The 22,278-nt window shown below is 67.0% G+C and carries 21 protein-coding genes and 1 other RNA gene; 14 read left to right on the top strand and 8 right to left on the bottom strand.

Annotated elements, in window-relative coordinates:
* The first annotated feature begins 58 nt into the window (after window positions 1-58).
* From HGB10_07965 to HGB10_07955, 3 genes are all read left to right on the top strand, one after another.
* Window positions 59-799, top strand: a complete 741-nt coding sequence (locus HGB10_07965; GenBank protein NTU71736.1) for an ABC transporter ATP-binding protein — start codon at window positions 59-61, stop codon at window positions 797-799.
* Complete coding sequence (locus tag HGB10_07960; protein ID NTU71735.1) at window positions 796-3,312, top strand: FtsX-like permease family protein; 2,517 nt, start codon at window positions 796-798, stop codon at window positions 3,310-3,312. The genes HGB10_07965 and HGB10_07960 overlap by 4 nt, the downstream gene beginning before the upstream one ends.
* Window positions 3,313-3,400: 88 nt before the next feature.
* The gene (locus HGB10_07955; GenBank protein NTU71734.1) at window positions 3,401-4,162 is read left to right on the top strand and encodes a hypothetical protein; all 762 of its coding nucleotides are present in this window, start codon (window positions 3,401-3,403) and stop codon (window positions 4,160-4,162) included.
* Between the two features lie 4 nt (window positions 4,163-4,166).
* Here HGB10_07955 and HGB10_07950 read toward each other — a convergent pair whose 3' ends face one another.
* From HGB10_07950 to HGB10_07940, 3 genes are read right to left on the bottom strand one after another with little or no spacing between them, the layout of a single operon-like run.
* The gene (locus HGB10_07950) at window positions 4,167-4,880 is read right to left on the bottom strand and encodes a DNA alkylation repair protein (protein NTU71733.1); all 714 of its coding nucleotides are present in this window, start codon (window positions 4,878-4,880) and stop codon (window positions 4,167-4,169) included.
* A 17-nt stretch (window positions 4,881-4,897) separates the two neighbouring features.
* A complete protein-coding gene (locus HGB10_07945; GenBank protein ID NTU71732.1) occupies window positions 4,898-6,268 on the bottom strand; it encodes a DUF2064 domain-containing protein in 1,371 nt (456 codons plus the stop codon).
* Window positions 6,269-6,282: 14 nt separating this feature from the next.
* Window positions 6,283-7,278: a DUF3641 domain-containing protein gene (locus tag HGB10_07940; protein NTU71731.1), complete on the bottom strand. Its 996-nt coding sequence runs from the start codon at window positions 7,276-7,278 to the stop codon at window positions 6,283-6,285.
* Window positions 7,279-7,359: 81 nt separating this feature from the next.
* Between HGB10_07940 and HGB10_07935 the strand changes: the two genes are divergently transcribed.
* On the top strand, window positions 7,360-7,848 hold the full coding sequence (locus HGB10_07935; protein ID NTU71730.1) for a hypothetical protein: 489 nt from the start codon (window positions 7,360-7,362) through the stop codon (window positions 7,846-7,848).
* 35 nt (window positions 7,849-7,883) lie between these two features.
* Here HGB10_07935 and HGB10_07930 read toward each other — a convergent pair whose 3' ends face one another.
* The 5 genes from HGB10_07930 to HGB10_07910 form a co-directional block, all read right to left on the bottom strand.
* Window positions 7,884-9,107: a DEAD/DEAH box helicase gene (locus HGB10_07930; protein NTU71729.1), complete on the bottom strand. Its 1,224-nt coding sequence runs from the start codon at window positions 9,105-9,107 to the stop codon at window positions 7,884-7,886.
* Between the two features lie 64 nt (window positions 9,108-9,171).
* The gene (locus HGB10_07925) at window positions 9,172-9,939 is read right to left on the bottom strand and encodes an alpha/beta hydrolase (GenBank protein ID NTU71728.1); all 768 of its coding nucleotides are present in this window, start codon (window positions 9,937-9,939) and stop codon (window positions 9,172-9,174) included.
* An 8-nt stretch (window positions 9,940-9,947) separates the two neighbouring features.
* On the bottom strand, window positions 9,948-10,862 hold the full coding sequence (locus tag HGB10_07920) for a TIGR01777 family protein (GenBank protein NTU71727.1): 915 nt from the start codon (window positions 10,860-10,862) through the stop codon (window positions 9,948-9,950).
* 112 nt (window positions 10,863-10,974) lie between these two features.
* The gene (locus HGB10_07915; GenBank protein ID NTU71726.1) at window positions 10,975-11,790 is read right to left on the bottom strand and encodes a nitroreductase; all 816 of its coding nucleotides are present in this window, start codon (window positions 11,788-11,790) and stop codon (window positions 10,975-10,977) included.
* Entirely contained in the window at window positions 11,787-12,059 is a 273-nt protein-coding gene (locus HGB10_07910; GenBank protein NTU71725.1) for a hypothetical protein, read from the bottom strand. The genes HGB10_07915 and HGB10_07910 overlap by 4 nt, the downstream gene beginning before the upstream one ends.
* Window positions 12,060-12,150: 91 nt before the next feature.
* Between HGB10_07910 and HGB10_07905 the strand changes: the two genes are divergently transcribed.
* From HGB10_07905 to HGB10_07860, 10 genes are all read left to right on the top strand, one after another.
* Window positions 12,151-12,837: a DedA family protein gene (locus HGB10_07905; GenBank protein NTU71724.1), complete on the top strand. Its 687-nt coding sequence runs from the start codon at window positions 12,151-12,153 to the stop codon at window positions 12,835-12,837.
* Between the two features lie 69 nt (window positions 12,838-12,906).
* Window positions 12,907-13,002: signal recognition particle sRNA small type (gene ffs, locus HGB10_07900), an RNA gene on the top strand.
* A 92-nt stretch (window positions 13,003-13,094) separates the two neighbouring features.
* Complete coding sequence (dnaX, locus tag HGB10_07895) at window positions 13,095-15,107, top strand: DNA polymerase III subunit gamma/tau (GenBank protein NTU71723.1); 2,013 nt, start codon at window positions 13,095-13,097, stop codon at window positions 15,105-15,107.
* A gap of 20 nt (window positions 15,108-15,127) precedes the next feature.
* Window positions 15,128-15,418 (top strand): YbaB/EbfC family nucleoid-associated protein, encoded by a 291-nt coding sequence (locus tag HGB10_07890; GenBank protein NTU71722.1) that lies wholly within the window; start codon window positions 15,128-15,130, stop codon window positions 15,416-15,418.
* A gap of 31 nt (window positions 15,419-15,449) precedes the next feature.
* Window positions 15,450-16,046 (top strand): recombination protein RecR, encoded by a 597-nt coding sequence (gene recR / locus HGB10_07885; protein ID NTU71721.1) that lies wholly within the window; start codon window positions 15,450-15,452, stop codon window positions 16,044-16,046.
* Between the two features lie 264 nt (window positions 16,047-16,310).
* Window positions 16,311-16,883, top strand: a complete 573-nt coding sequence (locus tag HGB10_07880; protein NTU71720.1) for a pyruvate synthase — start codon at window positions 16,311-16,313, stop codon at window positions 16,881-16,883.
* The gene (locus HGB10_07875) at window positions 16,880-17,209 is read left to right on the top strand and encodes a 4Fe-4S binding protein (protein ID NTU71719.1); all 330 of its coding nucleotides are present in this window, start codon (window positions 16,880-16,882) and stop codon (window positions 17,207-17,209) included. Before HGB10_07880 ends, HGB10_07875 begins: the two co-directional genes overlap by 4 nt.
* A complete protein-coding gene (gene porA / locus HGB10_07870; GenBank protein ID NTU71718.1) occupies window positions 17,210-18,397 on the top strand; it encodes a pyruvate ferredoxin oxidoreductase in 1,188 nt (395 codons plus the stop codon).
* A 12-nt stretch (window positions 18,398-18,409) separates the two neighbouring features.
* Complete coding sequence (locus HGB10_07865; GenBank protein NTU71717.1) at window positions 18,410-19,342, top strand: pyruvate ferredoxin oxidoreductase; 933 nt, start codon at window positions 18,410-18,412, stop codon at window positions 19,340-19,342.
* A gap of 271 nt (window positions 19,343-19,613) precedes the next feature.
* The gene (locus HGB10_07860) at window positions 19,614-22,181 is read left to right on the top strand and encodes an HD domain-containing protein (protein ID NTU71716.1); all 2,568 of its coding nucleotides are present in this window, start codon (window positions 19,614-19,616) and stop codon (window positions 22,179-22,181) included.
* Window positions 22,182-22,278: the final 97 nt, after the last annotated feature.

Raw genomic sequence — 22,278 nt, 5'->3', positions numbered from 1 at the left:
GCCACGCGGGGCGGCTCCACGAGCGCCCGGATTCCAGCCCGGAGGAGGACCTGCAGGTATGGCGATTGTCGAGGTCAGCGGCCTGACGAAGGTCTACGGCGAGGGCGACACTGCCGTCACGGCTCTAGACAGTGTTGATCTCTCGGTCGAAGCCGGCGAGTTCGTTGCCGTCATGGGCCCGAGCGGCTGCGGTAAGTCGACGCTCCTCAACCTCGTCGGTGGACTCGACAGGCCGACGAGCGGCACCGTCCGCATCGGCGGGGAAGACATCGCGCAGATGGACGACACCAAGATGACGGAGTTGCGCCGTCGTCGCCTCGGTTTCGTCTTCCAGTTCTTCAACCTCATACCGGTGCTCGACGCCGCCGAGAACGCAGCGTTGCCGCTCACACTCGATGGCGTTGCGGCGCCCATCGCGCGGGGCCGCGCCGAGGAGTGGCTTGCGAAGGTCGGCCTCGAGGGCCGGCTGCGCAACAAGCCCGATCAGCTTTCGGGCGGGCAGCAACAGCGGGTCGCCGTGGCGCGGGCGCTCGTCACCGACCCGGACCTCATCCTCGCCGATGAGCCTACGGGCAACCTGGACTCGAAGTCCGGCGATGAGATAGCAGGCCTGCTCAAGCAAGCATCGTCGGAGTGGAATCGCGCGATCATCATGGTCACCCACGACGTGCGCATCGCCTCCCACGCCGATCGCATCGTGTTCATGCGCGATGGTCGGGTCGTCGAAGACGTCGCCATGCCGCGCGACGGTGGCGCTGAGGCGGCGCGCGTCGCGATGGAGAGAGCCGGCTTGCTGTGAGGGTTTCGGCCACACTCGCGTGGCGCTATCTTCGGGGCCGCCCCGGGCGGACGGTGCTCACTACGCTCGCTATCACCCTGGGCGTCGCGCTGATCTTCGGCCTCAACGGCATGATGCCCGGGCTAGCCGATGTGTTCACCAAGACGCTTTTCGCCGCCGCGGGTCAGGTCGACCTCACCGTCTCCGGCTCCAGTGGCGGCACGTTTGACGCGTCCGCCGCGGATCAAGTCGCGCACGTCCCCGGTATCGCGGTGGCGTCGCCGTCAGTGCGCCGGTCGGTCGGCATGCCCAACGGGACCGCCGTCTCGGTCATCACGCTCGTCGGAGTCGACCCTCGCACTGCCCAGAAGGTTCGCTCGTTCGGCCTGGCATCGGGCCGCATGCTCAACGACGGTGACTACGGCCAGGTGGTCATCGGCACCGACACGGCGACCAAACTCGGGCTGCACGTGGGCTCGGCGCTTAAGATCCCCACCGTCTCGGGCACCGAGCCCTTCTCGGTGGTGGGGCTGCTCGCCAGCGGTTCCTCGCCCTCGGCTCCCGAGGTCTACGTCACCCTTGCCGAGGCGCAGCGCATGACCGGCGTCGGCAACACCATCAGCACCGTCGAAGCGCGCCTGGACCCGGGAGCGGATCGGGCGGCGGTTGAAGCCGCGGTGCGCCGCAAGCTCGGCTCGGACTACGTGGTCGGCGGCTTGTCCAACGAAAGCTCGCTGCTCGCCTCGGTGCAGACCGCGAACTACATGTTCACGTTCTTCGGGGTGTTCGCGCTGATCATGGGCGGATTCATCATCCTCAACACCTTCGGCACCCTGGTGGCCGAGCGGCGCCACGACATCGGGATGCTGCGCGCCATCGGTGCGAGCCGCAACACCATCCTCGGCGTCTTCTTGATCCAGAGCGTGATGCAAGGCGTGCTGGGAACGGTGGTCGGTATCGTCTCGGGATATCTGCTCACGCTCGCGGCGCTGCAGTTCTACAACCCGATACTGCGCGACATCATGCACATCAACGCCGACGTGAGCCCCAGCTACTCGGCGGGCACGTGGGTCTCGGCGATCGTGCTCGGCATCGGCGTGACGGTCGCCGCCGCCGTCATCCCCGCGCGCCGCGCAGCGAGCATCACGCCGCTGGAGGCGCTGCGGCCGCAGGCCGCGCAGGTCGAGGAGCGCAGGCGCAGCGCCTGGGTCGTGGTGGGATGGGTGGTGCTGGGCACGAGCGGGCTCATGCTCGCGTCGCGGCAGCTGGCACTCGTCAGCCTCGGGGCTGCCGGCGCGCTCGTGGGGCTCGTCCTGGTCGCACCGGTGCTCATCAAGCCGCTCGCATCGGCGCTGTCGTCGCTCGTGCGCCCGTTCGCACCGGCAACTGCCGAGCTGGCCAGCTCCAACGTGACCCGACAGCCCGGGCGTGCGGCGGCGACCGCGGCCGCAATCCTCGTGTCACTCGCGCTGGTGGTCGCGATTCTCGGTGTCGTGACCTCGCTGTACACGGGCTTCTTCGACTACATCGACAAGTCGCTCGGCTCCGACTTCGTGTTCATCCCCAACGGGCTGATCCTCGGCGGGGCGAACGTGGGCGCCGACTCGTCGTTCGTGCAGCGCATCGCCGATACGCCCGGCGTCGGTGACGTCGCGACGCTGCGGCTGGGCCAGGCGCAGATCGGCGCCGGCCAGGTGCAGGTCGTTGGTATCGACCCGGTCGTCTACCCCAGGGTGGCGTCGTTCACGTTCTCGAAGGGGACGAGCGATGCCGACGTGGCCAAACTGGGTTCCGGCCGGACGATGCTCGTCAACGGCATCACCGCTGGTCAGCAGGGCATGACCGTGGGCCAACGCGTAAGGCTGCAGACCCCCAACGGCCTCAAGGACTACACGGTTGTCGGCGTCGCGACCGACTACCTGAACGCGAAGCTGTCGACGGTCTACATCTCGCAGGAGAATCTCGCCGACGACTTCAACGTGCGCAGCAACGTTCTCGTGCTCGCCAACGCCAAGCCGGGTGCGGGCAAGCCGGCGGTCAAGGCGGCGCTCGGGCGGCTGGCCGCCGACTACCCGCAGTTCGTTCTGTACGATTCAGCCGGCTTCAAGGCGACGCAGTCGGCGATCTTCTCGCAGACGTTCATCGTGTTCGACATCCTCATCGGGATGTTCGCGCTGCCGACGCTGCTCGCTCTGCTCAACACGCTTGCGATCAGCGTGCTCGCCCGAACCCGTGAGATCGGCATGCTGCGAGCGGTCGGCACGACGCGCGGCCAGATTCGCGGGATGGTCGTCGCTGAGGCGATGCTGCTTGCCGCTGTGGGCGTCGCGTTTGGGATTGCAGGCGGTATCGCGCTTGGCTACGCGCTCGTCTACGTGCTCGATTCGACGATGTTCGTGATGCCGTACTACTTCCCGTGGGGTGGCATCACCACGGCGGTCGTCTCGGGATTCGGCTTCGCGCTGCTCGCCTCGATCATTCCGGCGCGCACGGCTGCCAGGCTCGACATCGTCTCGGCACTTCACTACGAGTAGCCGTGCATCCGGCCCGTCGCGTGTGGCATCCGCCCCGCCGAGCAGGTACGCTGCACCCGACATCACCGAACGCGAAGGGCGGACGTTCATGAGCGGCGCACTGAACAGCTGGGTTCTCCCCATGGCCACCGGCATCCTCGTAGGCGTCTTCACCGTGCTGCTCGCGATGCAATGGCTCGCGCGCCGCAAGCCCCACCAGCTGTGGTGGACGATCGGCTTTGCGATGTACGCCTCGGCGGCACTGCTCGAAGCCGTCATGCAGCTGAGCGGCGGGTGGGGCGAACTCACCTTCCGGCTCTACGCGCTGACCTCGGCGTCGCTTGTGGCGGTACTTGCTCAGGGCAGCCTGTCGCTCGTCGCACGAAAGCCGCTGTGGCCGCGGGTCTACCTTGCCTACAACGCGGTGTGCTTCGCAGCGTTCGCCTTCGGCGTCTTCACGACCCAGCTCGTCGCCGAGGAACTCGCCAATCCCAAGCTCTCCAGCTACGCGGCGCTCGGCGGCAGCGCGATGACGTACCCCCGCGTGATGTCCATGCTGATGACGATTCCCGCGACGTTCGTGTTGCTCGGCGCTGCGGTCCTGTCCATCATCCGGTTCCTGCGCAAGAAGGAGTTCGCGTACCGGATGTGGGCAAACGTGCTCATCGCCGCAGCGACCATGGTCATCGCATCGGGTGGCGGGCTGGCGAAGGCCGGTAACACGACGCTGTTCTACCTCGCCGAGATGGGCGCGGCGGTGCTGTTCTTCGCGGGCTTCCTGCTCGCCGGGACGCTCAAGAAGGGCGCCGATCGCATCCGAGAAGGTCGCGCTGCCGAGCGCACGGCGACGGCATCCGGCGGCGACCAGTAAGGCGTCAGCTCAGCCCGAGCCGCGCGCGGATCGCATCGCTCCTCAGTTCACGCAGCGCATCGCGTGCAATCCATCGCGCGGCCTTCGAATCCGGTTGGAGCTCGAGAATCCGATCGCACAAGGCGATTGCCACACCGTTGAGTGCGGCCGAGCGCTTGCCGATCTGCCGGATCTGCCAGTTGATCGCCTTCTTGACGAGGTTGCGCTCGTCGCCGGCTTCGCGCTCGGCGAGTTCCAGCAGCCCGACGAACGCCGCATCGTCGGCGAGTTTGTCGTGGACCGCGAGCGTCGCCCCGAGCACGAACGCCGAGCGCTTGGTGAACTCCTCGTCGCGCTCCGTCCACCTGACGGCCTTCTGCCAGGCGAACTCGGAGTCTCGGAACAGGTTGTTCGTGAGTTGGTCGCACAGATCCCACGAATCGACGTCGAGGATCCACGACTCCATCTGCGCCTCGTCGACCTGAGATGGGTGGTCGATGAAGGTGGCCATGATGCGAGCTTCGTGCACGCCGCTGCTCCAGAGGTGCGCCGCGAGCTCGTGCCACGCCGCGCGATCGCGCTTCAGGCCCGCGCGTGTCTCGCGAGCGAGTGCGCGCATGAACGGCACCGACACGCCAAGCGCGTTCTCGGTCGCGATGCCATAGCGCGCCATCCCCTCGAGGTTCTCGGGATTCGCTTGCGCGCGCAGTTCCGCGAGGATGCGCTCGGCGATGTCGATGGGGGACGGAGTGGTTGTCACGACGATTCCTTTGGTCGAAGGCGTTGGCTTGGCGCGATGCGACGCCTCCACCGGGCGACGCGCTCGGGATCCACTCCCACTCGGTACGCGGCGATACAGAACGCGTTTACCGCTGTGGGCCAAGACAGTCCATGCTCCTCCCACGCGCGGGCCGAGGTCACGACCGGCTCGGGTCGAATGACCACCGTGCCGAGCCGCTGCAGACGCCGTCCCATCTCGAGATCCTCCATGACTGGGAGCTCCCCAAACCCGCCCAGATCTCGCCACGTCTGGGCTGCGAGGAATACGCCTTGGTCGCCCCACGGAGCGCCGCCGAACGAGTGGCGCACTCGCCCGATCGCCGAGATCAGACGGCTGTGGCGCGCCGACGGTGGGACGGAGAAGGTGAATCCTCCGGCAACCGTGCCATCGCAGGAGAGCGTTTCGCACGCCAGGGCAGCGGCGTGCTCGGGCAAGACGGTGTCCGCATGCAAGAAGAGCAGTACGCTCCCGCAGGCTTCTCGTGCGCCGCGGTCCATCTGAACCGCCCGCCCCGGTGTGGACTCGAGCACCCGGGCGCCCGCGGAGAACGCCACCTCTCGCGTGGCATCCCGGGAGCCGCCATCCACCACGATCACCTCGAGCGCGCCGGCAGTCAGCGCGCTTTGAATCGCTTCAGCGATGCAGTCCGCATCGTCGAGTGCGGGGATGATGACCGACACCGCAGGATCGGCAGGTAGGCTGGCGGCGTCAAGGGCGGCAGCGGCGTCGGCGAGGTCGGCAGCCAGGTCGACATCGGGCAGGGTCTCGAGCAGCGCGTAGGTGAGGTCGTTCTTCTCGGCGATTGCGAGGGTCGCAGCGAGCACATCCGACGTGCTCCAGGGGATGCCACTGAACAGGATCGGGACCGAGCGCTTGGCCGACTCCGCTCTGAGCGCGACGAGGTAGTACCCGCCGTCCTCGGCGGGCCCGAGAACGATGTCTGCATGATCCAACCGCGCGAGCGCATCGCGTAGGTGGGTGCTGGCAAGCCGGGGACAGTCGCTCCCGATCACGACCACGCGTTTCACGCGCGCGCCGAAGGCCTGCCCGAACGCCAAGCGGATGCGGTCACCCAGATCGCCCTCACCTTGGTAGCGGGCGGTGAATCCGCCCCCGAGCCACTCGTGGGCGGATCGGGCGTACGCCGCGTCGGTACGCACCTCGACGCGCGCCTCTGCCGTGGCGGCAACGGCGCGCGCCCTGCGAAGGGTGTGGCGGGCCATCCGCGTGTGAAGAGCGAGCGCTTCTTCGTCCGAGAGGGGAGGCGTGAGCCGCGTCTTGACGCCGCCGAGGCGCGGGAACCGGACGAGCAGACAGATGCGGTTTCGGCGGCCCGACCGGGTCACAGCAGCTGCCCGCTTCAACTCGAGCCCGGACCGGCGGTGCAGGCGAAGCAGTGCGGCCCGAAGGCGACGTATCGCGTCGCCAAGTCGCCGAGGCGTGCGTCGGCACCGTCCGCCCGTGCAGCGGCGAGGGCCTCATCCAGCGTGCGCGGACCCCGCAGCAGCCCGAGGCCTGCACCAAGGTTGAAGTCGCAGTCCGCAAGTTCTCCATTCCAGCCGATCGTCAGCCCCTCTCGGCATGCGATGGACCCGGCGACGTCCGGATTGAACGCAGCGGCCAACAGTGCAACGTAGGCATCCAATTCGTCCCCGGCCCGCAGACGGTCGCGGTACCTGCCCACGGGTACGTTCGTGATTGCATGCAGCGCGTTGAAGCGGACGCCGTATTCCTCGATACCGGCTCGGAATCGGCCGGTGACCTCGGCCTCGGGAAGCGACAGTTCGCCAAGCGGGGGGTTGTAGGCCACGTCGAGGACCGGGCCGCCATCGGCACCGTATCCCAGCGAGGTGAGCTCGCGAAGGACGTCGATGGACTGGTCGAAGGCGGTGCGCCCACGCTGCGCGGCGACGCCCTCGCTCGACGTCTCGGGCAGCGAAGCGAGTAGTGCGACCCCTTCTCGGGCGAACAGCGCCGGCAGGTCAGAGGCCTCGGGTCGCCGCAGGGCAACGAGATTCGTGCGTACTCGCAGGGGGGTCGCCGACTCGCGGACCAGCGCAACCAGTTCACGGATGTGGTTCCAGAGCGCAGGCTCGCCGCCGGTCACGTCGATCAGCTCGGGCTTGATGAAGCCGGCGAGCTCGAGCGCGGCCAGCATGGTCTCGCGGGACATCTCCTCGGTGCGGGCCGGCGAACACGATTGATGGCAGTGCGCGCACGCCAGGTCGCAGCGAAGTGTGACGTTCAGCATGAGGGTGCGTAGCGATGTGGCTCGCAGAGCTCGCGGGTCGGCAAGCTCGAGCCGATCGCGGAAGCGCGCGCGCGGGGCCTGCTCGGCGTTGTTCGTGTGAGGCATACCCTCAGTCTACATTCGCGCTCCTTCACGCGGAGTCCCCGCATCATGGGATACTTGGTTCTCCGACGAAGGGACTTGCCAGTGTCGCATCGCCACATTCGACGTGCAGTCGCTGTACTCTGCGCCGTCATCGCCGTAGGCGCGCTCACCGGATGCATCGGCATAACCTCGCAGGTCGATCCCGCCGCCGAGAAGCCCGCCGTGGCGGCATCGCAGCTCAAGCCGATGACGATCGAGCAGAAGCAGACCCTCATCGCCGAGAACTTCCAGGCAGAGGTGCCGGTGCCGATGGGCGAGGTGGTCGCCGGTCGCGCTCAGGGGGACCTTGCGTGGGACTACGAGCTGCTGTTGCCCGAGCCGCCCGCGAGCGTCGCGACGTGGTACGCCGAGGCGCTGTCTGCTCGCGACTGGGAGGTCGTCTCGGAGGCTGTGCCGTCCGAGGGCGCGATCACGCTCACGATGGTGAAGAATGCAGCGCAGACGCGCATCACGATCACGCCCGAGCCGGATGCGACATCGCGCGTGAAGGTAATCCTCGGGGTGGGAGTCGACGTACTGCAGTCGCAGTAGTGCGGCGACCGATGGGGCTTGGGTGGGCTGCGGGCCTAGAGCCGGCGGTTGCCTCGGCGAGAGCCGCTGACCTTGCCGCCGAAGACGCTGCGCTTCTTCTTGGTGACCGGCCGGCCCTCGAACGGGATGATGCGACCCGGTCGGTAGTCGAAGCCCTCGAGATCCTCGACCTCCAGCAGCTTGCCGAGCATGTACTCGATCTCGCGAAGCTGCACGATCTCATCGGGGCCCACGAACGTGAGCGCGTAGCCGCTTGCGCCCGCGCGGCCCGTACGGCCGATGCGGTGCACGTAGTCCTCGGGGTTCTCCGGGACGTCGTAGTTGATGACGTGGCTGATGTCGGAGATGTCGATGCCACGCGCGACGATGTCGGTGGCGATGAGCACGTCCATCTTGCCGGCGCGGAAGTCCTCGAGTGCGGCCTGCCGAGCACCCTGCGTGCGGTCGGCGTGCATGACGCCCACCTTGATATCCATGCGCGTGAGGATGGTCTCGAGCATGTCGGCGCGCTGCTTGGTGCGCGTGAAGACGAGCACGCGGTCGGCGCCACGGCGCTGGAGCACGCCGGCGAGGAGCTCGGGCTTCTGCGACTGCTCGACCGGCATCATGGCCTGCTCGATGCCCTCGGCGGTCGTGCCCTTGATCGCGATCTCGACGTAGGCCGGCTCGTGGAGCATGCGGCCCACGATGTTGGTGATGTCTTCGGACAGCGTCGCCGAGAACAGCAGGTTCTGACGCTTGGCGGGCAGGTGCGCGAGGATGCGGCGCACGCTGGGCCAGAAGCCCATGTCGAGCATGCGGTCCGCCTCGTCGAGCACGAGAATCTCGACCTTGGACAGGTCAAGGTCGCCGCGCTGCTGCAGGTCGATGAGACGACCGGGCGTTGCGACGAGGATCTCGACGCCGGACTTGAGGCGCTTGACCTGCGGCTCGTACTTCACGCCGCCGACCACGATGCAGGTGCGCTGTCCGGTGTGTTCGCCGACCACCGAGGCGACCTTCTCGATCTGCTGCGCGAGCTCACGGGTGGGGGAGACGACGAGTGCGCGAGGCGACCCGCTGCCCATGCCCACGCGCTGCATGAGCGGCAGGGTGAACGCGGCGGTCTTGCCGGTGCCCGTTTGGGCTGCGCCGACAACGTCGCGTCCTTCGAGGATGAGCGGAATTGACTGCAGTTGGATGGGCGTTGGTTCCGTGTAACCCATCTCGGATACCGCTGCCAGTATGTCTGGATTCAGACCAAGGCTTTCGAATGTCATGGCTGCAGTATGCGTTACAGCGAGCGGGAGCGCGAATCCATGCGGGAAAGCCGCGTGCGCCGCGTCACCGCGATGCGGCCGCCTCAAGCACCTGGGCGGTGCCTTCGACGGCGAGTCGGCGCTGCTCGTCTGCGCTCATCGTCGGGTTCGCGGTGTCGCCCGGCTGAGGCCCATAGTCGCCGAACTGCGCGTGGTTGCCGCCCTGTAGATCCTCGTAGCGCGCGCTCGGCGGCAACAGCGCACGACCCGCCGAGAGATTCTCCTGACTGACGACGGTATCGAGCGTCCCGACCTGCGTCAGAACCATCAGCGTCTCGGCGCTCAGGTCCGTACCGGGTGCCGCATACGCCCCCTGCAATACGAGGCCGGAGAGGAGGCCGCGGTTCTGCGCGACGTACTGCGCCGCCATCGCTCCACCCAACGAGTGTCCGCCGATGACCCAGCTCGAGATCGATGGATGCGTCGCAATCACCGTATCGGCGGCGCTCGCGTTCAAGACCGCCAGCGAGAGCGGCATGATCGGCACCACGACGAGATGGCCTTTCGCCGCGAGGTCACGGGCGTAGCGCGCGTAGCTGCGCGCATCGACGTGGCCGCCCGGGTAGTAGATGAGTGCGGAGGTCGGCTCGGCACCGCTGGCCGGGGCGAACTCCCAGCCGCTGCCGGTCTTCGCGACCCGCACGCCGGAGTCGCTCTCCAGCGCCGCAAGCGCGGCAGTCGAGGGCCCGAGCGGGTGCGTGCCCCACCACACCCCCGCGGCCACGCCTCCGACGAGGACGACAAGCACGATGCCGCCGAGCCATGCGAGCGTCCGCTTGAGTACGGGGTTCATCGTCACCGCTAGACCGCCACCAGGTTGGTGAGGGCGGCCTCGACATGCGGGAAGCGGAAGGTGTAGCCGACGTCGATCGCCTTGTCCGCGCACATCCGCTGACTCATCAGCGTGTACGGTGCGACCTCGCCGAGCACGATCTTGAGCGCGAAATCAGGCACGGGCATCCAGGATGGCCGATGCACCACCTCTCCGAGCGCTGCCGAGAGGTCGGTCATGCGCACCGGTGTGGGCGCGCCCCCATTGATGGCGCCGTACACGTCCTCGGTGGTGAGCGCGTGACGATAGAGGCCTGCGATGTCCGCGATGTGGATCCAGCTCACCCACTGCTGGCCGCTCCCGATCGGTCCGCCGACGAACAGCCGCATGGGCTCCAGCATCCGAGGGAGGACACCCTCATCGCCGAGCACGATGCCCGTTCGAATCGTGGCGACCCGGCAGCCGAACTCCTCGGCCGCGAACGCTGCCGCTTCCCAGTCGACCGCCAGCTTGGCGAGGAAGTCCGAGCCGGTCAGCGACGTCTCGACCAGGAACTCGTCGGCCCGGTCACCGTAGATGCCCACCGCGCTCGCTCCGACCAGCACGTCGGGGCCCGCGCCGATCGAACGCGCTTCTCGGATAGCGGCGACGATGGCGTTGGTGGTGTCGATGCGGCTCGTGCGCAGCAGCGGCTTTGTGCGGGCGCTCCAGCGACTCGCGATGGGGAAGCCCGAGAGGTTGGCGACGGCCTCGGCCGAGACGATCGCCGCAGTCCACGCGCCGGAGTCGTCGGCCATGTCGAAGGCGACTTCGCTGACGCCGGCTGGCGGCTTGACGTAGCCGGGCCTGTGGGAGAGCCACGTCACTTCGTGGCCTGCGGTGACGAGCTGCGCTGTGAGTTCTCGGCCGATGAAGCCGTTTCCTCCGGCAATCGTAATCCTCATTGTGCGGTCTCCCGTTCAAACGGTAGGAGAATGCGTGCCGGCGCGTCGCTCCCCGCCAGAATGTACCCGAGAATCGACAAACCTCCTGCGCGCCGCCTCCGTGAGTGGTGGGTCAGCTTCGGCGAGTGGTGACGTAGCGGGCGAGGTCGAGGCCGGTGGACAGCTCGCGCCATGCTCCATCAGCGCCCGAGGCACGCGCCCCCAGCTCCGCGTGCAACATCGCGATGCCGCAGTCCAGCCGCTTGGTGACCTTCGGTGTCTCCGAGGGGTTGTCGCGTGCGATCACGAGCGCGCCGGCGTCGAAACGGAACCGCCACGGCTGACGGTTCATGGCACTGGGCGCAAGCCGCGCTGTCTCGACCGCTGCAACCGCCCACTGAGGCCAGCCGCCCTTCACCGAGCCAGGCGCCATGCGCGCCACAGCAATCCGCTCGTGCGCGCCCGAGAGGCCCCGCATCCCGCGTTCGGTCAGCGTGAGCTGGCCGAACGCGTGGCCGACCGGCGACACGGCGAGGACTCGTTCATCGGGAGCGAGCTCGACGACGCGGGCGGTGCGAGCCGGGCTGAAGAACCCGCCGATCCAGCAGGTGTTGAGACCGAGTGCCGTCGCCTCGAGGATCGCCGCTTCGCCCGTGTATCCCACGTGGTTGTCGCGCGCCGGCGCCACACCGGCACCGATGAACAGCAGTACGTGCCGAGTCCCGGTCACCTTGCCGTAGCTGCCGAGAATCCCGGAGAAGACGTCGACGGCGGGTTCGCGCACGAGTACGGTCCGAGCGTCGGGATGCGGGCGGAATCCTTTGCACACAGCATCGAGAGCGTCGAGCTTCTCGGCGTCGACCTCGCGACTGTCGAACGCACGGCGGGAGATCCGGCGGGCGACGGCTGCGAGCCAGGCCGGCCCGTTCTGCGCGAAGAAGTCGGTCACGGCCGACCTCGTTTCGCCGCTGCGCGGTCTCCGCCGATGCAGATCGGGGAGGGGCAACCACCGCACGCATGCCCACACTCGCCGATCCACTGGTGGCACGTGGGGCAGCTTGAGGCGCCCGCCGGCAGTGAGGCCTTGCAGTTGGGGCAGTCCGAGTCCTCGGCCCAGGTGTCCGAGAAGAGGTCGGGGTCGTGAGGGATCGAGTAACGCTCGTGAGTCGGTTTGTCGGTCATGGCCTCATTGTGCGCGAGGAAGGCACGATGCGTCACCTTCGGCGTCTTGGCAGGGAATAGCGGGCGCCATGCAGTATCCTCTCCTGAGGCCTGAAATCGACCGGCCGGATTCCGACCGAGGAGATCTGTGGAAGCGCTCAACTTCTTCGTAGACCTGTTCTTGAATCTCGACACCGTACTCGGCACGTGGGTGAGCACCTACGGCGGCTGGGTCTACGCGATGCTGTTCCTCATCATCTTCTGCGAGACCGGACTCGTCGTCATGGCGGTACTCCCCGGTGACTCGCTGCTGTTTACCGCCGGCGCGCTCGCTGCGATCACCGGCCCCGACGGCGAGCCGCTGCTCAACATCTGGCTGCTGCTCGTGTTGCTGTTCACGGCGGCGGTTCTCGGCGACGGGACGAACTACCTCATCGGGAGGTTCTTCGGACAGCGCATCCTGGACTCGGGCAAGTTCCCGCGGATCATCAAGCCCAGGTACATCGACGACACCAACGCGTTCTTCGCCAAGCACGGTGGCAAGACGATCTCGCTCGCGCGCTTCTTCCCGTTCATCCGCACGTTCGCGCCGTTCATGGCCGGCATCGGTGGTATGGACTGGAAGCGCTTCACGTTCTTCAACGTCACCGGTGGAGCGGCCTGGGTGTCGCTGTTCCTTGGCGCGGGGTACTTCTTCGGCAACATCCCCGTGGTCAAGCACAACCTCGAGTACCTGGTCATCGGCATCATCGTCGTCTCCGTGGCGCCGACGGCGTATCACGCGATCAAGTCGCGCACCAAGAAGCCCGCCGAGCAGGTCGAAGCGGGCGAGTAGCGCCAGCGCGCTGAGCGTGGCACGCGCTGCTGCGGCAGCGTATACTCGCTTCTCCCGCGACGGGTGAGTCGAGTGGGCTCGGACGGCGGCATGTCCCGAACCTGGTCAGGGCCGGAAGGCAGCAGCCATAAGGGGCCTCTGCTGAGCGTCCGGGTCCACTCGGGCCACCCGTCGTCGTGCGTTGCGCGCGAGCCGCGCTGTCGCAGCCGGCCTGTATACTTCTGGTCGGGAATCCGAGGCAAGTCGAAAGGCCGGATGTGGCGCATCAGTCCCTCTACCGCAAGTACCGACCGCAGACATTCGACGCGGTCGTGGGTCAGCAGCACATCGAGCGCACGCTGCGAAACGCCGTAGCGGACGGCACCGTGGCCCACGCCTACCTCTTCACGGGCCCACGAGGCACCGGCAAGACCACCACCGCGCGCATTCTCGCCAAAGCGCTCGACTGCGAGAAGGGGCCCACGGGCGAGCCCGACGGCACCTGTGGCGACTGCCTTGAGATCGCCGAGGGCCGCCACCCCGACGTCCGTGAGATCGACGCCGCATCCAACACCGGCGTCGACAACGTGCGCGAGGAGATCATCGGTCGCGTGAACTTCGCGCCCACCCGCGGCCGCTACAAGGTCTACATCATCGACGAGGTTCACATGCTCTCGACGGCGGCGTTCAACGCGCTGCTCAAGACGCTCGAGGAGCCCCCCACCCACGTCGTATTCATCCTGGCGACCACGCATGCACACAAGGTGCCTGAGACGATCCTCTCGCGCTGCCAGCGCTTCGACTTCCATCGCATCGGTATCGATGACATCGTCGGGCGGTTGCGTGCGATTTGCGACGGCGAGGGCTTTGAAGTCCCCGACGCGGCCCTTGCGCTCATCGCGCGGCACGCCAGTGGCGGGATGCGTGATGCGATCACCACACTCGAGCAGCTCGCGTCGTTCACCGGCGGCAAGATCGGTGTCGCCGACGTCGAAGGGTTGCTCGGCGAGGTTGACTCGGCGGCGCTCGCAGAGATCGCCGGACTTGTGGCCCGTCGCGACATCGCTGAGCTGTTCCGCTGGGTCTCGCGGTTCGTCGAGGACGGCACCGACCTCGCGGAGTTCGTGCGCGAACTCACCGGCCACGTCCGCAACCTGTACCTCGTCGCAGCGGTCGGCGACGCCACCGGCTTCGTCGATGTGACCGCCGAGGAGGCCGGGCGCCTTGCGTCGCAGGCCGCCGAGTTCGGTGGCCCCGAGCGGCTCGAGCGAGTCCTCGGCCTGCTCGGCGAGCTCTCGAGCGAACTGCGCTGGTCGAGCGACCAGCGCCTCTCGCTCGAGGTCGCGTTGACGCGTATGGCTCGCCCGCAAGGCGAGATGACGCTCGAGGCACTGGCCGAGCGCGTCGAGAGCCTGGAGCGTGCCGCACTGCTGGGCGGCGGCGCCGTTCCCGCTACGGTGGCGCCAGCGCCTGCGCCGCAGCCGAAGGCGGCTCCCGTTGCGTCGTCGCCTGCCGCAGACAAAGCCGCTTCCGCTCCGGCCGCTGCGCCAACGCCGCCCGCCCCGGAGCCTGCGGCCCCCGCGTACATCGGCCCCCTCGACCGCGCCGCTGCCAAGCGTGCCTGGCCGGCCGTGATGGCCGAGATCAAGAAGCTGAAGCCCTCTCGCGCGTCGCAGTACGCCGAGGTAGAGGTCGATATCGACACCGACGGCGCCACACTCGTCCTCGAGTTCCCCGCCGACGGTGCGTTCGCGATGCAGATGGCCGAGGAGCCCGAGCTGCGCGACATGCTGCGTCTCGCTCTCGCGTCGGTTCTCGGTTCGCCCCCGCCGTTCCGCTACCAGCTCGGTCGGGGAGGCGTGCGCTCGACGCCCGCCAAGCCGGTCGCGCCGGTCGCGCCGCCGGTGCAGGCGGCCGACGACGACGAGCCGCCTGCGTACTACGAGACCGGCGCGCCGGCGGCATCCGAGGAGCCTGCGTCGACAGTGGCGCCCGTGGTCGCGGAGCCGGCACCCGCATCCGAGCCGGAGCCCGCGCCCGCATCCGCATCCGAGCCGGCAGCCGCGCCCGCACCCGCGCCCCAGGACGACGATCCCGAGCAGCCGGCTCCCGAGCCCAAGAGCTCGCTCGAGCGCCTGCTCATGCACGATCTCGGCGGCGAGATCATCGGCGAGCACGCGCCGCAGTCAGACGACGATCTTCTCGGCGATGAAGCCGATGACGATGGAAGCGACCACCCGGGTCCGGGTCCCGACGACCCCGGCCTGTTCGACGACGAAGGAGATGACTGACCGTGGGCTTCGGAAACATCATGAAGCAGGCGCAGAAGATGCAGGCCAAGATGGCCGAGATGCAGGAGCAGCTCAAGGACGAGGAGCTCGAAGCCTCGGCCGGCGGCGGCACCGTCAAGGTCACGATCAGCGGTGACCTCATCATCAAGTCGATCGTCATCGACCCCACTGCGGTCGATCCCGACGACGTCGAGCTGCTCCAGGACATGACCACTGCGGCCGTCAATGAGGCTGTTCGTGCCGCGCAGGAGTTGCAGCAGCGCCGCATGGGCGAGATCACCGGCGGCATGAACCTTCCGGGCTTGATGTGAGTCCTCGCGCCACGCCCGGAGCTGAGCGCTGATGCGCTACGCACCGCCCATCGCGCGACTGCTTGAGGAGCTCGAGCGCCTTCCCGGCGTCGGGCCCAAGTCCGCGCAGCGAATCGCGTACTGGCTGCTCACGGCCGAGGCCGCAGACGCAGAGCGTCTAGCCAACGCCATCACCGAGGTCAAACGCACGATCCACTTCTGCCCGGTGTGCTTCAACTTCGCCGAGGAAGAGCTGTGCGGTGTGTGCTCGGACTCGCAGCGCGACCGCAGTGCGATCTGCGTCGTGGAAGAGCCCCGCGACCTCGTCGCGGTGGACAGGACCGGCGAGTTTCGCGGCGTCTACCACGTGCTTCAGGGCGCGATATCGCCCATCGACGGCATCGGCCCCGAGCGTCTTCGCGTGCGTGAGCTCATCGACAGGCTCGCGTCCGGCGAGGTCACCGAAGTCGTCATCGCGACCAACCCCAACGTCGAGGGTGAGACGACCGCGCTCTACCTCGCGCGCCTCATCAAACCGCTCGGCATCAAGGTGACGCGCATCGCCTCCGGCCTTCCTGTCGGAGGGGACCTCGAATTCGCCGATGAGGTCACGCTCGGACGCGCGCTTGAGGCCCGTCGGGAGATGTAGTCGGAGCGTTTCGAGGGGCTTCGACGCCCCCGGGTAGAGGGTTTTGGGCCGCCGAGGCGTACATATCAGTCACGGCCCGCGCGCGGGCGGCTCGAATTGCCAGATTCTGCCTACCGTTCACCGACTGTAGGACCCCGCTCACCGCGCTTGCCGTGCCGCACGCCGACGACGGGCACACTCGCCTCTATCCTTGTGTGACCTATCGCCCGGTCGGGGGCGTAGCGCCCGCAGCACCACGGTGCTCGAGTGGAGGGAAGGACGCACATGCAGCTGACGGAAATCCGTTGGCATGCGCGCGCCGGTCAGGGAGCGGTAACGGCGGCGAAGGTAGTCGCGGAGACCGCACTCTCGCAGGACCGGTTCATGCAAGCCATGCCGGAGTATGGGCCTGAGCGCATGGGAGCGCCGATCAAGGCGTTCACTCGCATCAGCAACGAGCCCATCGAGATTCACAACAACATCGAGTTCCCTCACATCGTCGTCGTTCTCGACGAGACGCTCATCGACGTCATCGACGTGACCGAGGGCATCCGCGATGGCGGCACCATCATCATCAACACCTGCAGCCCTGCCGACCAGGTCAAGGTCGCGCTCGGACTCGACGACAGCGTCAAGGTCGCCTGCGTCGACGCGTCGGGCATCGCAGTGGACACCATCAAGCGCGACATCCCCAACACCCCCATCGTGGGCGCGCTCATCAAGGCCACCGCGGTCGTCGACCTCGAGGCCTTCAAGGGGCTTCTGGCCAAGAACCTCGGCAAGAAGTTCGGCCAGCAGATGATTGACGACAACTTCGCCGCGGTCGACCGGGCGTACGCGGAGGTGACCGTGGCATGAGCAAGACGTGGGATGTGTCCGACATGGACAACTGGCGCAGCGATCAGTTCCCCAACGGGGCAGTGATTCCGGTTGCCGGCAACTCAGAAGAGTACTCCACGGGTGGATGGCGCAATGTCTTCCCGTACCGCAATGACGAGAAGTGCACACAGTGCCTGCTGTGCTGGATCTTCTGTCCCGACACCTCGGTGCTCGTGAAGGACGACAAGGTCTACGACTTCGACATGAAGCACTGCAAGGGCTGCGGCGTGTGCGCCAAGGAATGCCCGTTCGATGCCATCGAGATGGTTCCCGAGGGCTGCGAGCTCCCGGAGGTGAAGAAGTAGATGGTCAAGCAGACGGTTATCGCCACCACCGGAAACAGCCTCGTCGCCGAGGCGTTTCGCCAGTGCGCTCCGGACGTTGTCGCCGCATACCCCATCACGCCGCAGACCGCGATCGTCGAGGACTTCGCGAAGTTCGTGGCGCAGGGTCGCGTCCACACCGAGTACGTGTGCGTCGAGTCCGAGCACTCCGCGCTCTCGGCGTGCGTAGGCGCTTCTGCGGCTGGCGCCCGCGTCATGACGGCCACGTCGTCGCAGGGTCTGGCCTACATGTGGGAACAGCTCCACATCGCCGCCGGCCTGCGCCTTCCGATCGTCATGGCCAACGCCAACCGTGCGCTCGCCGCTCCGATCAACATCCACTGCGATCACAGCGACATCATGGGCGCCCGTGACACCGGTTGGATCATCTACTTCGCCGAGACCGCGCAGGAGGCCTACGACAACACGCTCATGGCCCTGCGCGTCGCCGAGCACCCCGACGTCAAGCTGCCGGTCTTCACGACCCTGGACGGCTTCATCACCACGCACACGATCGATCGCGCGGAGATCATGGACGACGAGTCAGTGAGTGCGTTCGTGGGGCAGTACGAGCCGGAGAACGCGTTGCTCGACATCGAGAACCCTACGAGCCACGGCAACTTCGCCAGCCTCGGCGGCACGTACTTCGAGTTCAAGAAGGCGCAGCGCGAGGCGATCGAGCGCTCGAGGTCGGTCATCAAGGACATCGGCGATGAGTTCTCCAAGCTCTCCGGTCGTCCGTTCGACGTCGTTGAGGGCTTCGGCATGGACGATGCCGAGATCGCGATCGTCACGATCGGCTCCACCGCCGGAAACGCCCGCCACGTCGCGCGCGAGCTTCGTGCCAAAGGCGTGAAGGCCGGTGTCCTCAAGGTCCGCGTCTTTCGCCCGTTCCCGTCGGCGGAACTCGCCGCAGCTCTTAAGGGCGTCAAGGCGGTTGCTGTGCTCGACCGTTCCGAGTCGTTCGGCGCTGACGGCGGGCCGCTCTCGCTCGAGGTCAAGACAGCCCTCTACGACGCCGAGAACCGCCCGATGGTCATCGACTACATCTACGGCCTCGGCGGCGCCGACGTGAAACTCGAACTCATCAACCAGGTATTCGACGATCTGACCGACCTAGCAGACGGTGTGACGAAGCCCAGCGGGCTCGTCTACCTCGGCGCCCGGTAGGGAGGGATACACATGGCTAACATCAAAGAGCTCTCCCGCCGAGAAGACCGCCTTGCGGGCGGCCATCGTCTGTGCGCCGGTTGCGGCGCGTCCATCGCGGTGCGCCAGATCCTGCTCGGCGCTGGCACCGAGCCGGTCGTAGCAGGTTGCGCGACCGGTTGTCTCGAGGTGTCGACGACGATCTACCCGTACACCTCGTGGAAGACCCCGTTCATCCACAACGCCTTCGAGAACTCCTCGGCGACGATCTCCGGCGTCGAGGCAGCGTTCAAGGGCCTCAAGGCTGCCGGCAAGATTCCGGCCGACAAGAAGGTCAAGTTCGTCGCATTCGGTGGCGACGGCGGCACGTACGACATCGGCCTGCAGGCGCTCTCGGGTGCCATGGAGCGCGGGCACGACATGGTGTACGTCTGCTACGACAACGGTGCGTACATGAACACCGGCATCCAGCGCTCCTCGGCAACGCCGTTCGGTGCGTGGGCGACGACCGCCGAGGTCGGCAAGGCGCAGCAGGGCAAGACGCAGCGCCGCAAGGACCTCACATCCATCATCGCGGCGCACGGCGTTCCGTACGCCGCTCAGGCGTCCGTCAGCCACTGGAAGGACCTCACCGCCAAGGCCGAGAAGGCGTTCGCCGTCGACGGTCCGGCGTTCCTCAACGTGCTTGCGCCGTGCCCCCGTGGCTGGCGTACCAAGCCCGAGGACACCATCCAGATAGCAAAGGCGGCCGTGCAGACCGGCTTCTGGCCGTGCTTCGAGGTCGAAGACGGAGAGTGGCGCATGACGGTCAACGTGCGCGAGCGCAAGCCCATCGAGGAGTTCCTCAAGCCGCAGGGCAGGTTCAAGCACCTCTTCACGCCCGAGAACGCCGAGCTCCTCTCGGCGGTTCAGGCCGAGGTCGACCGTTACTGGAACTACGTCGAGAAGCGCTGCAACTGCGGTTAGCTGCCGTACCAAGAGATTGAGCGACACGCGGGCCTCGAGACCATATCTCGGGGTCCGCGTCGCGTCTCGGCTCAGTCGGCGGGCGAGCCTTGCCTGAAGTTTCATTGATGGTCCACACTGAGCCAACGCTGTGAGATTCATCACACACTCGGGTCCGTTGGCAGATTCGATGCGGTAACCCGACTGACTTGTCCGATACTAACTACGTTGCGCATGGTCGACGTTGTTCAGTTCAAGAGAAGGGGACACGCCGCGTTGCGCGGCTTGACCAATGAACCCTCGGCAGATCTTCGGTTCTAGGCTCTACAACCAGATCGTCGTGCCGCTACTCGTGGCTTCGGTCACTGTCGGCATCGTCGCGGCGCTCGTCACCGTCTACTTCCTGCGCGATCTGACGGATCGCTGGACCAATGAGGTCGCCGATGCTGTCGCGTCCTCAGTCGTCTCATCCTACGGCCACTACTCCGACGAGATGCAGCGCCTTGCGTGGCTGGCCAGCGTCAATCCGGCGCTTCAGTCGGCAGCGCTCGAAGGAAACCCCGAGGCGATTCGGTCGGCTCTGATCGCGCTGAACAGCACCCTCGACTTTGACGACATCATGGTGCTCGACGAGGGCGGTGCGGTTCTGGCAGCGGTCGATTCGAACGGCCTGAAGCCTTCAGAGCAACCAATCGGATCGCTGAGTGCATCTTCGGCGGCGGAGCCCAGGACTGTGTTCGCCCGGCTGAACGGCTACGGCGCGATGGTCGCTGTGCAGCCGATCATCCTCTCGGACGGCACGCGCCGTTTCGTGGCACTCGCCCGCATAGTCGACGACGCGTTTCTCAAGGAGTTGGCGGGCGACGCGGGAAGCGGTTTCTGCTTCTACGGACCCGATGCACGGCTGGTCGCCTGCTCGGACAGATCCGCCGAGGACACGGGCTCGGGCGCTGCGCCCACCCATGCCGCGCTGAGCGAGGAAAGCCCCGAGCTCGTTGCCGTGCTCGACGACGCGGTCCGAGAGGGTTCTGGAGTCGCGCACGTCCGAATCAACGCCGCGAACTACGTGGCGCTCGCGCGTCGCGTCGAGTTGGTTCGGACCGGTTCGCACGCAGCCGGCGATCTTGGCTACGTGGTGGCCCTTGTGAGCGAGGCGGATTCCGATGAGGCCGCGCGCACCACCGCCAACCTCATCATCATCTGGTCGGTGGTCGCGGTAGCCTCGCTCGTCGGGTTGGGCGGATGGGTCGCCCGCAGGGTCTCGGAGTCGCTCGTCGAGCTTTCGGCCGGGGCGGCCCGTATCGCCGAGGGCGACTTCTCGACCAAGGTCGTCGTTCATGGCACAAACGAGATCGCCCAGCTCGGTGAGGCGTTCAACGACATGACGGATTCGCTGCGTGACCGCAGCGAGGCGCTCACCAAGAAGGTTCTAGAGCTCGCGACGCTCTATGAGATGAGCCGCGCGCTCGGTTCCACCTTGGACATGGATGAGCTGCTCGGCTCGGTGCTGGACTCCGCTTTGCGCATATTCGACCTCGACATGGGCTACGTGACGCTCCGGGACAGGGAGACCGAGGGGCTCTCGATCAGAGCCGTACGAGGCACAAGTGCGATAGGCCCCGACGCACTTCGGGCGTCGATGTCGGAGTGGGTCGTACGTGAAGGGCGCCCGCTCATCTTCAACCCTGATTCAGCCGGAGAGGGCCGGGTCGATGCGATAACGGGCGCTCGCGCCGCGCTGTGCGTTCCGCTGGTCTCCTCGGAGGGCACGATCGGTGCGATAACGGTCGGCTCGGCGGACGCGGACTACCGCTTCAACAGCGACGACGTGCGCCTGCTGTCCACGATCGCGAACCACGTGGCGATCGCGGTCGGCAACATCGAGCTGTTCACCAGCTTGCAGGAGGCCTACCTCGCTACCGTCCGCTCGCTTGCAGCGGCGGTGGATGCCAAGGACAGCTACACGCGGGGCCACTCAGATCGCGTCGCCGCGTACTCGACGCTGATCGCCGAGCGCCTCGGTGTGAGCCATGAGGAGCGGGTCGCCCTCGAGATGGCCGCCTACCTGCACGACATCGGCAAGATCGGTGTCGCCGAGGGCATCCTGCTCAAGCCCGGCAGCCTCACGCCCGAGGAGATGGAGGAGATGCGCCATCATCCGCTCATCGGCGCGAACATCTTGAAGCCCGTCGCATTCCCGTGGGCCATCACGCCCATCGTGCGCCATCACCACGAGCACTTCGACGGCACGGGCTATCCCGCAGGGCTCAAGGGCGAGGAGATTCCCCTGCTCGCCAGGGTGCTGACCGCGGCCGACTCGTTCGAAGCGATGACGTCCGACCGTCCGTATCGCGAGGGATTCGCCCCCGAGTCAGCACTCAAGGAGATGCGGGAGTGCGCGGGCACCCAGTTCGATCCGCGCATCGTCGACGTGCTCGTGGAGATCGTCGCCGAGGAGACCCGCGCTGCTGAGGACCCGGCGAACTCGGTCGCGGAGATATCCCACGAGGAGGCCCGTGCGATCTTCTCGGCGCTCGTCGACGGCGTGTTGTCGAGTTTCGCCCGCCTCGGCGGACCGCAGCTGGCACGAAACGTGGCGACCGAGCTCAACACGGAGTTCGAGGCTGGGGACTGGCCATTTCGGCTGGCCAAGGGTCGTGTCACGTTCCCGCCGGCGCTGGCGTCGGACCCGGATACCGAGCTTGAGCAGATGCGCCGAGCCATGCGGCTCATCGACGTGAGGATCGGCAGGGTCACCGGCGCCACACTCGTCGATCACTTCTACACGGATGCCTATGAGGGCTTCACGGCGCGCATGCGCAGCCGTTCGGATGCGCTTGGCTTCCGTGCCGTTTCCTAGGTTGGCTCGGGGCGGCTGGCACGCTGCGCTCTGTGGCGCGCGTTAAGGTTTCCCACTACACTGAGGCAATCATTAACGCGCTGGCAGGAGCCGCTAA

It is taken from the genome of Coriobacteriia bacterium (genome assembly GCA_013334745.1).
In the GTDB taxonomy this organism is placed as follows: domain Bacteria; phylum Actinomycetota; class Coriobacteriia; order Anaerosomatales; family JAAXUF01; genus JAAXWY01.
This window is presented reverse-complemented; position numbering and strand designations above follow the sequence as displayed.

Coding starts and splice junctions, on each gene's coding strand:
- HGB10_07865 (NTU71717.1), top strand. CDS start 18,410: ATGGCTAACATCAAAGAGCTCTCCCGCCGAGAAGACCGCCTTGCGGGC.
- HGB10_07955 (NTU71734.1), top strand. CDS start 3,401: ATGAGCGGCGCACTGAACAGCTGGGTTCTCCCCATGGCCACCGGCATC.
- HGB10_07920 (NTU71727.1), bottom strand. CDS start 10,862: ATGAGGATTACGATTGCCGGAGGAAACGGCTTCATCGGCCGAGAACTC.
- porA (NTU71718.1), top strand. CDS start 17,210: ATGGTCAAGCAGACGGTTATCGCCACCACCGGAAACAGCCTCGTCGCC.
- HGB10_07940 (NTU71731.1), bottom strand. CDS start 7,278: ATGCCTCACACGAACAACGCCGAGCAGGCCCCGCGCGCGCGCTTCCGC.
- HGB10_07965 (NTU71736.1), top strand. CDS start 59: ATGGCGATTGTCGAGGTCAGCGGCCTGACGAAGGTCTACGGCGAGGGC.
- HGB10_07890 (NTU71722.1), top strand. CDS start 15,128: ATGAAGCAGGCGCAGAAGATGCAGGCCAAGATGGCCGAGATGCAGGAG.
- HGB10_07860 (NTU71716.1), top strand. CDS start 19,614: ATGAACCCTCGGCAGATCTTCGGTTCTAGGCTCTACAACCAGATCGTC.
- HGB10_07875 (NTU71719.1), top strand. CDS start 16,880: ATGAGCAAGACGTGGGATGTGTCCGACATGGACAACTGGCGCAGCGAT.
- recR (NTU71721.1), top strand. CDS start 15,450: ATGCGCTACGCACCGCCCATCGCGCGACTGCTTGAGGAGCTCGAGCGC.
- HGB10_07925 (NTU71728.1), bottom strand. CDS start 9,939: ATGAACCCCGTACTCAAGCGGACGCTCGCATGGCTCGGCGGCATCGTG.
- HGB10_07880 (NTU71720.1), top strand. CDS start 16,311: ATGCAGCTGACGGAAATCCGTTGGCATGCGCGCGCCGGTCAGGGAGCG.
- HGB10_07930 (NTU71729.1), bottom strand. CDS start 9,107: ATGACATTCGAAAGCCTTGGTCTGAATCCAGACATACTGGCAGCGGTA.